This is a genomic window from Gordonia sp. (in: high G+C Gram-positive bacteria), from assembly GCF_012515855.1.
Classification (GTDB): domain Bacteria; phylum Actinomycetota; class Actinomycetes; order Mycobacteriales; family Mycobacteriaceae; genus Gordonia.
The window spans coordinates 1-14,567 of sequence record NZ_JAAYXO010000221.1 but is presented as its reverse complement, the minus strand read 5'-3'; the positions used below and the strand labels follow the sequence as shown (position 1 = coordinate 14,567).

The 14,567-nt window shown below is 70.7% G+C and carries 11 protein-coding genes; 9 read left to right on the top strand and 2 right to left on the bottom strand.

Going from position 1 to position 14,567, the window contains the following annotated elements; all coding sequences use genetic code 11:
* Positions 1 to 72 precede the first annotated feature (72 nt).
* Positions 73 to 942, top strand: a complete 870-nt coding sequence (locus tag GX543_RS16020) for an SDR family oxidoreductase (protein WP_290853368.1) — start codon at positions 73 to 75, stop codon at positions 940 to 942.
* A gap of 193 nt (positions 943 to 1,135) precedes the next feature.
* On the opposite strand, the gene GX543_RS16015 is transcribed toward GX543_RS16020, so the two are convergent.
* Complete coding sequence (locus GX543_RS16015; RefSeq protein ID WP_290853366.1) at positions 1,136 to 1,975, bottom strand: sulfurtransferase; 840 nt, start codon at positions 1,973 to 1,975, stop codon at positions 1,136 to 1,138.
* Positions 1,976 to 2,089: 114 nt separating this feature from the next.
* Here GX543_RS16015 and GX543_RS16010 point away from each other — a divergent pair, with 114 nt between their 5' ends.
* Positions 2,090 to 2,665, top strand: coding sequence for a TetR/AcrR family transcriptional regulator (locus GX543_RS16010; RefSeq protein WP_290853364.1), 576 nt, complete (start codon positions 2,090 to 2,092; stop codon positions 2,663 to 2,665).
* A gap of 35 nt (positions 2,666 to 2,700) precedes the next feature.
* Here GX543_RS16010 and GX543_RS16005 read toward each other — a convergent pair whose 3' ends face one another.
* Positions 2,701 to 4,326: an AMP-binding protein gene (locus tag GX543_RS16005; RefSeq protein WP_290853362.1), complete on the bottom strand. Its 1,626-nt coding sequence runs from the start codon at positions 4,324 to 4,326 to the stop codon at positions 2,701 to 2,703.
* 104 nt (positions 4,327 to 4,430) lie between these two features.
* Between GX543_RS16005 and GX543_RS16000 the strand changes: the two genes are divergently transcribed.
* The 7 genes from GX543_RS16000 to GX543_RS15970 form a co-directional block, all read left to right on the top strand.
* Positions 4,431 to 5,789 carry a salicylate synthase gene (locus tag GX543_RS16000; RefSeq protein ID WP_290853360.1) on the top strand — a complete coding sequence of 453 codons (1,359 nt, stop codon included), beginning with the start codon at positions 4,431 to 4,433 and terminating at the stop codon, positions 5,787 to 5,789.
* Positions 5,786 to 9,286: an amino acid adenylation domain-containing protein gene (locus GX543_RS15995; RefSeq protein ID WP_290853358.1), complete on the top strand. Its 3,501-nt coding sequence runs from the start codon at positions 5,786 to 5,788 to the stop codon at positions 9,284 to 9,286. The genes GX543_RS16000 and GX543_RS15995 overlap by 4 nt, the downstream gene beginning before the upstream one ends.
* A complete protein-coding gene (locus GX543_RS15990) occupies positions 9,283 to 10,623 on the top strand; it encodes a SidA/IucD/PvdA family monooxygenase (RefSeq protein ID WP_290853356.1) in 1,341 nt (446 codons plus the stop codon). The genes GX543_RS15995 and GX543_RS15990 overlap by 4 nt, the downstream gene beginning before the upstream one ends.
* A complete protein-coding gene (locus GX543_RS15985; protein WP_290853354.1) occupies positions 10,623 to 11,237 on the top strand; it encodes a GNAT family N-acetyltransferase in 615 nt (204 codons plus the stop codon). Before GX543_RS15990 ends, GX543_RS15985 begins: the two co-directional genes overlap by 1 nt.
* Entirely contained in the window at positions 11,234 to 11,980 is a 747-nt protein-coding gene (locus GX543_RS15980) for an alpha/beta fold hydrolase (RefSeq protein WP_290853353.1), read from the top strand. Before GX543_RS15985 ends, GX543_RS15980 begins: the two co-directional genes overlap by 4 nt.
* A 397-nt stretch (positions 11,981 to 12,377) precedes the next feature.
* Positions 12,378 to 13,691 carry a polyketide synthase gene (locus GX543_RS15975; RefSeq protein WP_290853352.1) on the top strand — a complete coding sequence of 438 codons (1,314 nt, stop codon included), beginning with the start codon at positions 12,378 to 12,380 and terminating at the stop codon, positions 13,689 to 13,691.
* Positions 13,692 to 13,713: 22 nt separating this feature from the next.
* Positions 13,714 to 14,567 (top strand): acyltransferase domain-containing protein (locus tag GX543_RS15970; RefSeq protein WP_290853350.1); only part of this gene is annotated, 854 nt, incomplete at its 3' end.

The following is a 14,567-nucleotide window of genomic DNA, read 5'->3' as shown; positions in this document are numbered from 1 at the left end:
GCGCTCACTCTTTACCGCCGAACTAGAACGTGTTCTAGAGTTGTGGTGGAAGCTCGACGATCAGGAGTTGATGTGGGCAAGTATGTGGTGACCGGTTCGGCGTCGGGCATGGGGCACGCGGCGGCCGAGCGGCTGCGCGCCGACGGACACGAGGTGATCGGCGTCGATCAGCGTGATGCCGACGTGGTGGCCGACCTCTCGACCAAGTCCGGACGGTCCGACGCGGTGCGCGCCGTCATGAAGCTTGCCGACGGGGTGCTCGACGGCGCGGTGTTCGCCGCGGGCGTCGGTGCGCATGCGGGCAAGGAGCGACTGACCGTCGAGGTCAATGTCCTGGGCGTCACCGAACTCCTGATGGCGCTGCAGCCCGAGCTCGCCGCCGCGGGCAACGCGAAGGTGGTGGTCTTCGGGTCCAACTCGACGACGTCGACGCCGTTCGTCCCGCGGCGCGCCATCCGGATGCTGACCGCGGGTGACACCGAAGGCGCGGTCAAGCTGCTGCGTCGACGCGGCCCGCTGGCGGCCCCGGCGTCGTACGCGGCGTCGAAGCTGGCAGTGAGCCGGTGGGTGCGGGCGAAGGCGGTGACCCAGCAGTGGGCGGGCTCGGGAATCCGGGTCAACCTGCTGGCTCCGGGGCCGGTGCTGACGCCCCTGCTACGGGATCAGCTGGCGAGCTCGTCGGGCAAGCACGTGCGGTCGTACCCGGTGCCGGTGCGCGAGTACGGCACCCCCGAGCAACTCGCCGAATGGGTCATGATGATGCTCTCGCCCGCGGCCGACTTCATGGCAGGCTCGGTGATCACCGTCGACGGCGGCACCGAAGCGCTGCTGCGCCCCAACGACTGGCCGTCGCCGCTGCCCGTTCGCCGCGTCCCGCGGATGCTCGCCGCCCTGCGCAACGCCCCCCGCTCCGGTCAGGTGGCCGACTACTCCGACGTTTAATCGGTCCGCAGGTCGTGCGACGACCTCGCCTTTTTGTTGGTCGAGTCGGCGTGTGAGCGGAGCGAACCCGCCCGGTATCGAGACCGTTTTGCAGTGTGCTTGGTCTCGATACACCGTTGCGTGCTTCGCTCGCAGCGGCACTCGACCATCGTGGGCGGCTCTGCTCGCAGCGGCACTCGACGGCGGACCAGCCCTAACCCAGCGCCACCGGCCGCGACGCGTCCGACGACCACTGCGAGTACGACCCCGGGAACAGCGTGGCCTCGATGCCTGCGTCGGCCAACGCGGCGATCTGGTGCGCGGCGGTGACACCGGAGCCGCAGTAGACGACGACCTCCCGGTCCGCGGCGCCGAGCGCCTCGAAGTGATCCCGCAGCTGTGCGGTCGGCAGGAAGCGACCGTCGGCGTCGACGTTGTCCCCGGTCGGTGCGCTCACCGCGCCCGGAATGTGGCCGGGGCGCGGGTCGACAGGCTCGGTCTCACCGGTGAAGCGTTCGGTGGCGCGGGCGTCGAGCAGGAGCGCCTGGGTGGGATCGAGCGCGGCGACCTGATCGATCGTGACGGTCGGCAGATGACCTTCGGTGAGGACCACGGTGCCGACGCGCGGCGTGGCGTCGCCGGTCGAGATCCGCATGCCCGCGGCCTTCCACGCGCCGATGCCGCCGTCGAGGATCCGCACGTCGGTGAGGCCCGCCCACCGCAGCAGCCACCAGGCACGAGCGGCGGCCTTGCCCTCCCAATCGTCGTAGACCACGACCCGCGAGCCGACGTCGATGCCCCAGCGTCGGGCCGCAGCTTGCAGGTCAGCGAGTGCGGGCAGCGGGTGTCTCCCGGCCTCGGGCGTCGGGGGAGCGGCCAGCTCGGTGTCGAGGTCGACGTACACCGACCCCGGCAGATGGCCGGCGCGATAATGGTCGTGGCCAGCGGAATCGCCCAGCTGCCATCGCACGTCGAGCACCACCGGCGGGCGCGACGACAGCATCGCTTCCACCAGATCGTCGACCGTGATCCGTACGCCCTGCTCCGAAGTCATCTCGCGTTGTTCCTTCCGTCGACATCTGCCGGGCGCACCGCGTCGGCCCTCCCACGACTCTAGAGCCGCGGCCGACCGATCGGGGTTGTGGTCCCTTCGTGCGACAATCGGGGTATGTCCGAATCCACTGAGATCGCGCTGGGAGCGGGACAGCTCCGCGGTCGGTTTCTCGAAGCCGCCATGCGCGTCCTTGCGCGCGACGGTTACAGCGGCTTCAAGCAGTCCGCGGTCTGCGCCGAGATCGGCCTGACCACCGGCGGTTTCTACCACTCCTTCCCCAGCTGGAAGGACTTCGAGGTCGCACTCATCGAGCATTGGCAGCGCGCCGCGACCGCCGACGTCGTCTCCGACCTGCGGGCCATCGGCAGGGCCGAGGATCGGGTCGTCGCGCTGAAGGCCGCGGCCCACACGCTGCCCCATTGCACTGAGCGCGCACTTCGCGTCTGGGCGGCCAAGGACCCCGCGGTTGCCGAGGCGGTGGAGGACGTGGATCAGACACGTCGCGCCGTGATCGCCGAGTTCATCGCCGACGTCGTCGCCGATCCGAACGTGCCCGACCGCTTTGCCGCCCACTCGATCCTGCTGCTGGTGGGCTACCAGTGCTCGACGATCAACGAGGCGGATTTCGAGGCGGCAATGGCACACATCGTGGATGAGGTGCTGACGCTGCCCCGGCGGGCGGCGAACTGACGGGCGCTCCGCTGACCTGGCTGGGTACTCGAGCCTTACCTTGCCAACTGCTCTCGCAGTGCCGCCTTGTCGACCTTGCCGACCGACGTGACGGGTAAGGAGTCGGCGGGGTGAATGCGGTCGGGGAGCTTGAACGCAGCGAGACCGCGGGCGGCCAGGAACGTGCGGATGTCGGGCAAGGAGGGGACGGCGGCGTCGCGGCCCCCAACGACCACCGCGCAGATCAGCTCGCCCAGGGCGTCGTCCGGAACTCCGACCACCGCTGCGTGCGCGATCCCGGGATGGGCCAGCAGATGCTCTTCGACGTCGTCGGCGGCCACGTTCTCGCCGGCGCGGACGATGGTGTCTTTGATGCGACCGGTCACCGAGAGGTGGCCGGAGGGCAGGCGGCGGACCAGGTCGCCCGACGAATAGAAGCCGTCGGCGGTGAAGCTGCGGGCGTTGTGCTCGGGCGCGCGGTAGTAGCCGCGAATCGTGTACGGGCCGCGGACTTGGAGCTCGCCCTCCTCGCCGTCGGCCACCGCGCGACCGTCCTGGTCGACGACGCGGACCTCGTCGAACGGGCTCATCGGCAGGCCCTGGCTGACGTGCACCAGCTCGCGCGCGTCCCCGGCGCGGGTGTAGCAGATCAGCCCCTCGGCCATGCCGAACACCTGCTGCACCACCGGTCCCATGGCGGCATCGATGGCGGCGGCGTCCGGCTCGGACAGCTTGCTGCCGCCCACCTGGAGCAGTCGTAGCGACGAGAGGTCGGCGGGTTCCCATTCGGTTGCGGCGCACCAGAGTTGGGCCAATGCGGGCACCAGTGCGGTGACGGTGACGCGGAACTTCTCGATCACGTCGAATGCGGAGTCGGGGCTGGGATTCTGGGCGAAGACGGTGTGTCCGCCGACGCCGACCATCCCCAGCAGACCCGGGCAGCACAGCGGGAAGTTGTGCGCCGCAGGCAGGACCGCCAGGTAGGTGTCGGCGGCGGTGAGCCCGGCGATCTCAGCGGAGGTCACGGCGTTGAACGCGTAGTCGTTGTGCGTGCGGGCGATCAGTTTGGGCAGACCGGTGGTGCCGCCGGAGACCAGAAACAGGGCGGGGAGATCGGCGTCGATCGCAGGCGGAGTCCACGGACCGGGTCGGTCGGGGAGTGAGGCGAACGCTCCCGGGTCGCCGGTGACGAAGACCTGCTGGACGGCGGGCACGCGCTCGCGGAGGTCGGCGGCCAGCTCGCGGAAGTCGAAGCCGCCTCGGACGTCGTCGCAGATGTAGGCGCGCGCACCGGAACCTGCCGCCAGATGGGCGATCTCGGTGATCCGGTGCGCGGGCAGCGTCATCACCGGCACGATGCCCGCGCGGAGCAGGCCGAAGAAGGCGACGGCGAACTCGGCGGAGTTGTGCAGTTGCAGTACCGCGCGGTCGCCGGGCTGCAGGCCCGCGGCGACGAAGCCCGCGGCACGACCATCCGCGGCCGCGAGGAGATCGGCGTAGCTCAGCGTGCGACCGGTCGCGGCGTCGGAGACCGCCGGGGCGTCGGGCGTGGCGGCGACGGCGTCGACCAGCGGTGCCCAGAGTGGACGGTCGTCGAAGATTCCGGCGGCGCGATAGCGGTCGACGAGCTCGTCGCGGTGGGCGACGAACCCGGTGGCGAGGTCGCTGGCGAGAGGTGGCATCCTGGCTCCAATCCTGATTGCCAGGGCAGCCTAACCTATCGCTCGATGCGTGATGTAGTTTAGCCTCACCTAATCAAAGTGATGCGAACGATGGGATCTGAACGATGGTTGTGGCACCCGCTTCTCCGGTGACGCCCGGGCCGATAGACCTTGACGCGCCCTCGAACCACGAACTCGCCGCACAGGCCGCCGCCATCTGCGGTGCCTGGGCGTCGTCCGGCGAGTTCGGCGAGTACGTGGTCTACGAACGCGACGGGCGATGGATGTTCGCCGCCCGCCCGACGGCGCGAATCATCCTCACCAAGAGCCACGTGATCGTCGACCCGACCGCGAGCGGCGACCGCCAGCATCAGATCCCCTGGCAGGGCGAGCCCGCGGAAGCGCTCACGGCAGCGCTCGACGGTCTCGGCCTGCCGCGCTGGCGCCTCTACGGCTGGGTCGGTTTCGACTACTGCGCGCCGCACCACGGGCTCCTGGACCGCGTGCCCGACGACGTGGTGCTGGCCCACTTCATCGTTCCCGGCCTCGAGGCCTTCGTCGACGCTGACGGCATCTCTGCGCCCGGCGCCGACGAGGCGACCCTGACCAGGCTGCGGGAGCTCGCTGCGTTCGACGTGCCGACCGGAACCGACGAGGTCATCGACGTCTCCGACGACCCCGACGACTACCGCGGCCGGGTGGCCCAGGCAGTGAGCGAGATCAACGAGGGGCGATACCAGAAGGTGATCCTCTCCCGGCGGGTCGACGTCGGCTTCGACGTCGACATCCCGGCCACCTACGTGCGTGGGCGTCGCGGCAACAGCCCGGCGCGCTCGTTCCTGTTGCAGCTCGGCGGCCTGGAGGCGGCCGGCTTCAGTCCCGAACTGGTGGTCGCCGCCGACGGACTCGGCTCGGTGGTCACCGAACCGTTGGCCGGTACGCGCGCCTTCGGTCGCGGATCGGACGTCGACGCAGCCGCGAAGGCCGAGCTCCTGTCCGACGAGAAGGAGATCGCCGAGCACGCGATGTCGGTGCGCGCCTGCTTCACCGAGATCGAGTCGGTGGCACTGCCCGGCAGCACTGCGGTCGACGAGTTCATGGAGGTGCGCGAGCGCGGCAGCGTTCAGCATCTGGCCTCCACCGTCTCCGGCCGCCTGGATCCCGACGCCGGACCGTGGCGCGCCCTCGGCGTGCTGTTCCCGTCGATCACCGCCTCGGGCATTCCTAAATCGCCTGCGCTCGAAGCCATTTACCGACTGGAGCCGCAGCGTCGCGAGCTCTACTCGGGGGCCGTGCTGATGGCCGACTCCAGCGGCGAACTCGAAGCGACCCTCACGTTGCGGGCCATCTTCGCCGAAGGCGGAAGCGCCTGGCTGCGCGCCGGCGCGGGCATCGTCGGACAGTCCCGCCCGGAGCGGGAGTTCGAGGAGACCTGCGAGAAGCTCGGCAGCGTCGCACCGTTCGTGGTCCGAGCCGCCCGGTGAACGCCCCCGCTCCCGACCTGGTGATCGACGCCGTCCGCGACGACGTCGCCGCACTCCTCGGCGTCGATCCCGGCATCATCGGCGACGCCGACGACCTCATCGGCCTGGGCCTGGACTCCATCCGGATGATGCGGCTGGCCGGTGGCTGGCGCAAGCACGGCTACGACGTGAACTTCGCCGATCTCGCCGCCGCGCCGACCGTCGCGCACTGGGCGGCGATGCTCGCCCCGACCGCCGCGCCCGCACCCGAGACTCCGGTCGCGTTCGACGAATCTGATTGGAACCAAGCCACTTTCCCGCTGGCCCCGATGCAGCACGCCTACTGGGTGGGCCGCACCGGCGCCGCCGACCTCGGCGGGGTGGCCGCGCATCTGTACGTGGAGTTCGACGGCGAAGGCCTGGATCCGGAGCGGCTCGCCGCAGCCGCCGAAGCCCTCGCACACCGCCACGGCATGCTTCGCGCCCGGTTCGGCTCCGACGGCAGGCAACAGGTGCTGCCGCAGCTGTCGCGACCGGCACTGACGGTCGACGACCTCCGGGGCAGCACCGTCGCCGACGTCGACCACGCGCTCACCGTGCGCCGGGAGAGCAAGAGTCACCAGGTGCTCGACGTCGCCGCCGGGGTGGTCTTCGACCTCACCCTGACGCTGCTCCCCGGCGGCCGCCATCGGCTGCACTTCGACATCGACATGCTGGCCGCCGACGCCATGAGCTACCGGACGCTGCTGCGCGACCTGGTGGCGCTGTACGACGGTCAGACGCTCCCGCCGCTGACGGTGGAGTACCGCGACTACCTGAAGATCCGTGCGCAGCAGCCGGATCCGGCGCGCGACGCCGACCGCGACTGGTGGTCGCAGCGCCTGGCCGATCTCCCCGGTGCGCCGGTGCTGCCGTCGCGTCCGGCAGGTCAGCGCACCAGCGACACCCCGCAGGTGGTGCGGATGAACCACTGGCTGACGCCCGACGCCCGTGAAGGCTTGCTGAGTGCCGCCCGTCAGCACGGCGTCACCCCGGCCGCGGTGGTGGCCGCGGTGTACGCCGCGAGCGTCGGCGCATGGTCGTCGAGCCCCACCTTTCTGCTCAACGTCCCGCTGTTCCAGCGGATGCCGGTGCATCCCGAGATCGATGCGGTCTCCGGCGATTTCAGTTCGTCGATCCTGGTGGACGTGGACCTTCGGATCCTCACCGAACCGGGCCGCGGATCGGTCCTCGACCTGGCTCGCGACCTCGGCCGTCGCATGCACGAGGCCGCTTCGCATAGCGCCTACGGTGCCCTGGACGTGCTCCGCGATCTGGGGCGCAGCCGCGGCGAGACCGTCCTGGCACCCGTGGTCTTCACCAGCGCGCTGGGCCTGGGCGAACTGTTCGCCGACGACGTCTACGCGCGCCTCGGCCGTCCGGCGCACCTCATCTCGCAGGGCCCACAGGTGCTGCTCGACGCTCAGGTCACTGAGGTCGACGGCGGCCTGCTGACCAACTGGGATGTGCGGATCGACCAGTTCCCCGACGGCGTGGTGGAAGCCATGTTCGCCCACTTCTCGGCCACCCTCGACCGCCTGGCTCTGGCCGACTCGGTGGCCGGATGGCAGGCGGAAGCCCTGCCTCAACTGCCCGCCGACCAACGCGCGATCCGCTGCGCCGTCAACGACACCGGTGTCCCGGCCAGCGGTCGGGTGCTGCACGAGGGGTTCTTCGCGGTCGCCGATCAAGACCCGAACCGCACCGCGCTCCTCTGGCGCGACGGCACGCTGACCTACGGCGAGCTGGCCCGGCAGGCGCTGGCCGTTGCCGCGGCCCTCCGCTTCGCGGGCGTCGCCCCGGGTGATGCCGTCGGCATCCAACTCGGTAAGGGCTACCGCCAGGTGATCGCCACGCTCGGCGTCTACGCGGCCGGTGCCGTGTGGATCCCGGTCTCCGCCGATCAACCCGCCGCGCGGCGCACGGCGATCCTGCAGACCGGCGAGTGCGCGCTGCTGTTGACGGACGGCGTGATCGACCCCGAGAGCGTCGACGTACCGATCCTGAAACTCGCGGACGCGCTGGTGGCGCAGCCCCTCTCCGGCCCGCACCTGCCCGACCCGGAAGACGTGGCCTACGTGCTCTTCACCTCCGGTTCCACGGGAGTCCCGAAGGGCGTCGAGGTGCCGCACCGCGCGGCGATGAACACCATCGACGACGTGAACGCGCGCTTCGGCATCGGGCGCGACGACCGCTCGTTGACCGTCGCGGCCCTCGAGTTCGACATCTCCGTCTACGACATCTTCGGGCTCTACAGTGCGGGCGGCGCGGTGATCGCCGTCGGCGCCGACGACGCGAAGGACCCCGAGGCGTGGCGCGACCTGCTCGTCGAGCATCGCGCCAGCGTCCTGACCTGCGTGCCGAGCGCCCTCGACATGCTCCTGACGCTGGCCGAGACCGGCGACGGCACGGGCCTGGGCGACTCCCTGCGCGCGGTGCTCCTCGGCGGCGACTGGGTGGGTGCCGACCTGCCCGGTCGCCTGGCAGTCCTGGCCCCCGGGGCTCGCTTCGCCGGGCTCGGCGGCGCCACCGAGATCGCCATCCACGGCACCGTCTGCGAGGTGTCGCAGCCCCCGGCGCACTGGACCAGCGTCCCGTTCGGCACGCCGCTGAACAACGTCGCGTGCCGCGTGGTGAGCGAGCTGGGCACGGACTGCCCCGATTGGGTCACCGGAGAGCTCTGGGTGGGCGGCGACGGCGTGGCCCACGGCTACCGCAACGAACCGCAGCGCACGGCCGAGCGTTTCGTGCAGTTCGAAGGTCGACGCTGGTATCGCACCGGTGACCTCGCCCGCTACTGGCCCGACGGCACGGTCGAGTTCCTCGGCCGCGCCGACAACCAGGTCAAGATCCGCGGCTTCCGCGTGGAACTGGGCGAGATCGAGGGGGCGCTGCGCACCGTCGACGCCGTCCGCCACGCCGTCGCCGTCCTGCTGACCGGCAACGGCCCGGCGACCCTCGCTGCGGTGGTCGCACCGGAGACCGGGGTGACCCTGCAGCCCGACGCCCTGCGCGTCGAACTCGAGCGGTTGCTGCCGGCGTACATGATTCCGGCGATTATCGAGGTGCGTGACGAACTCCCGCTCACCGGCAACGGAAAGCTCGACCGCGCGAGCATCACCGCCTCGCTGGCGGGTGCGGCGACGCACGACGGCCCGGTCCGCGAACCGGACACCGACACCGAACGCGCGCTGCTCGACATCATCGCCGACGTTCTCGGCGGCGGCGTGCTCGGCGTGGACGACGACTTCTTCGCCTCCGGCGGCGACTCCGTGCTGGCAACTACGGTGATCGCCCGCGTCCGCGATCTGCTCGACGCACCGCAGGCGGGCGTGGCCGACATCTTCGCGGCCCGTACCGCGGCCGAACTCGCGCGACGGCTCGACGCCGCGGACGAGCGGCCCGGACGACTGGAACAGATCGCGGCCGTCTACCTCGAGATCGCGGCGATGGACGACGAGGAGCTGATTTCCCAATGAAGTCCCAGGCAGTGAAGTCCCAGGCAGTGAACGGTGACGCCTACGGTGCGGCTGGCACGCTCGTGGTGATCGGCGCCGGCCCCAAAGCGCTGGCGGTGGCCGCCAAGGCGCGGGTGATGGCCGACCTCGGGTTGCCCGCGCCGCGCGTGGTGATCGTCGATCAGCACGCGGTCGGCGGCAACTGGCTGCCGACCGGCGGCTGGACCGACGGCCGCCATCGGCTGGGCACCAGCCCGGAGAAGGACCTCGGGTTCCCGTACCGCGGCGCGCCGCACCGCACGCACGCCGCGCAGATCAACGCCGGGATGCTCGAGTACAGCTGGATGGCATTCCTGGTGGCCCATCAGACGTACACCGACTGGATCGACCGCGGTCGGCCCAACCCGCACCACCACGTGTGGGCGCGCTACCTGGAATGGGTGGCGGCGGAGTCGGGCGTCGACGTGCGCATCGGCACCGTCGAGACCGTCCGCCTGGCCGACGGCGGCGGCTGGACGGTCGGCTTCCGCACCCACGACGGCACCGTCGAGACCATCGACGGCGACGGCCTCCTGGTGACCGGACCGGGCTCCAGCGACGAACCGCTGCTCGACGACCCACGCGTGCTGTCGGTGTCGAGCTTCTGGAACGCGGTGTCGCGCAGGGCGATCCCGTCGTCGTCGCGCGCCGCGGTGATCGGCGGCGGCGAGACCGCGGCGTCGGCCCTGGACGAGCTGGTGCGGCACGAGGTCATGTCGATCTCGGTGATCTCGCCCGCGCCCACCATCTACACCCGCGGCGAGAGCTACTTCGAGAACTCGGTGTTCTCCGACCCGACCGGGTGGTCGTCGCTCCCCGCGGCCGAACGGCGCGACGTGATCCGCCGCACCGACCGAGGGGTGTTCTCGGTGAGCGTGCAGGAGAACCTGCTGGCCGACGACCGCATCAACCACCTGCGCGGCCGGGTCACCGGCGCACGTCGGACGGGGGAGTCGGTGACGCTGACCCTCGACAACCCGGGCTGTCTGGCCACCGAGCACGGCTTCGACCTGGTGGTCGACGCCACCGGCGGTCGTCCGCTGTGGTTCCTCGACCTCTTCGACGCCGAGACGCTCGACGAGATGGAGCTCGCGATCGGGGCCCGTCCGGACCTGAAGAATCTGGAGGATGCGATCGGCCACGACCTCGCGGTGTCGGGACTGCCCGCCCCGCTCTATCTGCCGAACCTCGCAGGTTTCGCGCAAGGGCCGGGATTCCCGAACCTGAGCTGCCTCGGGGAGCTCTCGAACCGGGTGCTGCGCAGTGCTGTCGATCGCAGTGCTGTCGCTGGTTCCGCTGCCCGAGTGGGGGCCATCTGATGACGATCGAGCAGACCACGTATGCCATCGCGCGGGAGATCGTCGATGTCTCCGACGCGGTGGTCGCCGCGGGACCGCCGCCGATCCCGACGCTCCACGGCGACTTCTCGCTCCGCGCGGTGGATCCCTCGGGCGACGATCCGGTGATGCTCCAAGAGTGGTTCGCCCGGCCGCACCTGGCCGCCACCTGGGAGCAGGAGTGGGACGCCGCGCGCTGGATCGACGATGCGTCGTACCGGCTGGCGGGCGACTACTCGCGACCGATCATCTTCTCCTACAAGGGCATCGACGTCGGCTACCTGGAGACCTACCGAGTGGCGCGCGACGAGATCGCCCGACTCTACGACGTTCACCCGCACGATCTCGGCTTCCATGTCGCCACCGCCGACACCGAGCTCCTGGGGCGCGGCCTGGTGTCCGGGCTGCTGCGGGAGTTGGCCGACGGCATGTTCGTCGCCGACCCCGCCTGCCGTCGCGTCGCCGCCGAACCGGCGTCGAACAACGCTCCCATCCGTCGAGCGCTCACCAAGCGCGGGTGGCGAGACGTCGGCGAGTTCCAGGTCCGCCCCGAGCGGCGGATCGCCCTGCATCTGCTAGAAAGGCCGTCTTCATGACCACCGCCGTCCGCAAAGCCCCTGCCCTCCGTGCCTTCCACAAGCCGTCGCGCGCGGACGCTCCCGTACTGGTCGTGTTCCCGCACGCGGGCGGCGGCGCGTCGTCGTACCGCGAACTGTCGGGTCTGCTGTCGGCGCACTTCGACGTCCGCATCATGCAGTACCCGGGCCGCCAGGACCGGATGCGCGAACCCGCGGCCACGGCGTTGCCCGAGCTCGCCGCCGAGGCCGTCGAGGCGTTCGTGTCCGACGACGCGTTCGCCGGTCGGCCGACGGTGGTCTTCGGGCACAGCATGGGGGCGATCGTGGCGTTCGAGTTCGCTCGACTGTTGCAGGACGGCGGTCGTGCCCCGGTGCGGCTGGTGGTCTCGGCGTCCACCGCGCCGAGCAGCGTCGCGTTGCTCCCGAAGCATCCGGACTCCGACGAGGAACTGATGGCGCACCTGTCGGGCCTGCAGGGCACCGGCGGCGCGGTGATGAACAGCGACGCCGTGATGCGCATGGCCCTGCCCGCCCTCCGCGCCGACTATCGAGCGTTCGACGCCTACTCGTCGACCGCCGACGCCCGCCTCAGCATCCCGATCCAGGTGCTCGGCGGCGCCGACGACCCGATCATCCGCCCCCACCAACTCCATTCCTGGAGCGCCCACGCCGACGCCGTCGACGTGACCGTCGTCGACGGCGGCCACTTCTACCTGACGGAGAACCCAGCGGCTGTCGTAGATGCGCTGGTGCAGTCGTGACCGCCGGTCGTGTCGGTAGCCACGTTGGTCGAGTGCCGGCGAACGGAGTGAGTCGGTGTATCGAGACCGTCGGCCGTGGTGTGTGTGGGGGTCTCGATACGTCCTCGGCTAGCGCCTCGGTCTACTCGACCAGCGTGGGAAGGCCAGTGCCGCAGGTCTACTCGACGACCAGCGGGGGAAGGCCAGCGCCGCAGGCCTACTCGACGACCAGCGTGGGGAAGCCAGTGCCGCGGGGCTGCTCGACCGGCGTGGGGACGGTCGGTTTCCTTGTTGGTCGAGTGCCGGCGAACGGAGTGAGTCGGTGTATCGAGACCGTCGGCCGTGGTGTGTGTGGGGGTCTCGATACGTCCTCGGCTAGCGCCTCGGCCTACTCGACCGGCATGGGGGTGGAACTTCGATGACCGCATACATCCCCGATTCCGCGATCGTCATCGCGGGCATGTCCGTCGAGGCGCCCGGCGGGATCGACACTCCCGAAGACTTCTATGCCGCGCTCGCCGCGGGGGCCGATCTGATCGGGCCCATGCCGCGCGACCGCGACTGGGACGTCGACCAGGTCCTCGCGCTCGACGCGATTCCCGGCTGGGGCGCGGTGCCCGACGCGGGCGGATTCCTGGACGGCGCAGCCGAGTTCGACCCGCAGTTCTTCGGGCTCAGCCCCCGCGAGGCGGCGGCGATGGATCCGCAGCAGCGGGTCGCCATGCGCGTCGCCTGGCGTGCCGTCGAGAACGCGGGCATCAATCCGGCGTCGCTCGCGGGCGACGAGGTCGGCGTGTTCTTCGGTGCCTCCCTCATGGAGTACGGGCCGCGTGCGGCTAGCGTCAACGAGTACTCCGGCCACCGCATCGCGGGTACTGCGCTCGGTGCGGTGTCCGGCCGGATCTCGCATGCGCTCGGCCTGGTGGGGCCGTCGATCGTCGTCGACACCGCGTGCGCGTCGTCGCTCACCGCGATCCACCAGGCCGCAGCAGCGGTCCGTGCCGGCGAGTGCGACTGGGCGATCGCCGGTGGCGTCTGCGTGATGGCCTCTCCCGCAGCGTTCGTCGAGTTCTCCCGCAGCAACGCCCTCGCGAAGGACGGGCGGTGCCGGTCGTACTCGGCGGGCGCCACCGGCACCGTGTGGGGCGAGGGTGCGGGCGCCGTCGTGGTCGAGACCGCGGCCACCGCGCGCGCCGCGGGCCATCGGATCTACGGCGTCATCGCGGGATCGCGAGTGAACCACAACGGTGGCGGCGGACCGATCGTGGTGCCCAGCGCGCAGGCGCAACGCCGGGTGGTCGACGGCGCCCTGAAGGCCTCGGGGATCGACGCCGCTGCCGTCGATGTGATCGAAGGCCACGGCACCGCCACCCTCGGCGACCCGATGGAGCTCGACGCGCTCGCCGAAACCTACGGCGACGCCCGCGGACCGGAGAACCCGGCGACCGTCGGATCGGTGAAGTCGAACGCCGGACACGCGCAGGCTGCGGCAGGCGTCCTCGGACTCATCAAGGTGCTGCAGTGCGGTCGTAACGGAACCCTCGTCCCGAGCCTCTACGCCGACGATCCGACCGACAAGATCGACTGGGGCACAGCGGGATTGCGTCTCGCCACCCAAACTGAACCCTGGCCTGCGCGCGACGGACGCCGGATCGCGGCGGTCTCGAGCTTCGGGGTCTCTGGAACCAACGCCCACCTGATCGTCGACATGCCGGAGGCAACCCGTGTCTGAGTCCAGATCCTCGTCAGTCAGCATGTCGTCAGTCAACACCGCGTCGCACCCGCCGACTCGACCCGAACCGCAGTACCTGCTGCCCGACGGCCGCGTACCGGTGGTGGTCTCGGCCGACGCCGCCGAGAACATCGGACGCTACGCCGCCGCGGTGGCGCGGTACGTTCGCACCCACCCCGACCTCGACATCCAGCGGATCGCCGCGTATCTCCTGGACGCGCGTCCGGTCCGCCGGCACCGGGCATTGATCGCGGCCACCGATCGCGACCAACTCCTTGCCGCCCTGGATGCCGTCGCGGCCGACAAAGCGCATCCCGATGTGGTGCGGGGGACGGCGTCGTCGCACCGCATCGCCTACGTCTATCCAGGTCAGGGCAGTCAGCGACCGGGTATGGGGGCCGTCGACTACCGCCATTCGTCCACTTACCGCGCGGCCGTCGACGAGTGCCACGCCGAGTCGCTGGCGCTGTTCGGCACCTCTCCGCTCGACTACGTCCTCGGGCGCGGCGACGCCGCCGAGACCGACGACGTCCGGATCGTTCAGCCGGCCCTGTTCATGCACATGCTCGGCCTCACCGCGATGTGGGACGCCGCCGGCGTGCGCCCGGCGATGACTGTCGGCCACAGTCAGGGCGAGATCGCGGCCGCGGTCCGCAGCGGGATCGCGACGCTGCGCGAGGCGCTGATCGTGGTGACCGAGCGGGCGCGCGCCGTCGACGAGATCGCGCCGCGCGGCTACACCATGGCGGTGATCGGCGTCGACCTCGACGAGGCCGAACGACTGCTGGCCCGCAACTCGGGCTGGATGGAACTCTCGGTCGTCAACTCCGCGCATATTCTGTGCGTCTCGGGCGAGCGTGGCGCGGTGCTCGGGCT

What these genes read in the sequence shown, in the direction of transcription:
- GX543_RS16015 (WP_290853366.1), bottom strand. Translation starts at nt 1,975, where the DNA reads ATGACTTCGGAGCAGGGCGTACGGATCACGGTCGACGATCTGGTGGAA.
- GX543_RS16010 (WP_290853364.1), top strand. Translation starts at nt 2,090, where the DNA reads ATGTCCGAATCCACTGAGATCGCGCTGGGAGCGGGACAGCTCCGCGGT.
- GX543_RS16005 (WP_290853362.1), bottom strand. Translation starts at nt 4,326, where the DNA reads ATGCCACCTCTCGCCAGCGACCTCGCCACCGGGTTCGTCGCCCACCGC.
- GX543_RS16000 (WP_290853360.1), top strand. Translation starts at nt 4,431, where the DNA reads ATGGTTGTGGCACCCGCTTCTCCGGTGACGCCCGGGCCGATAGACCTT.
- GX543_RS15990 (WP_290853356.1), top strand. Translation starts at nt 9,283, where the DNA reads ATGAAGTCCCAGGCAGTGAAGTCCCAGGCAGTGAACGGTGACGCCTAC.
- GX543_RS15985 (WP_290853354.1), top strand. Translation starts at nt 10,623, where the DNA reads ATGACGATCGAGCAGACCACGTATGCCATCGCGCGGGAGATCGTCGAT.
- GX543_RS15980 (WP_290853353.1), top strand. Translation starts at nt 11,234, where the DNA reads ATGACCACCGCCGTCCGCAAAGCCCCTGCCCTCCGTGCCTTCCACAAG.
- GX543_RS15975 (WP_290853352.1), top strand. Translation starts at nt 12,378, where the DNA reads ATGACCGCATACATCCCCGATTCCGCGATCGTCATCGCGGGCATGTCC.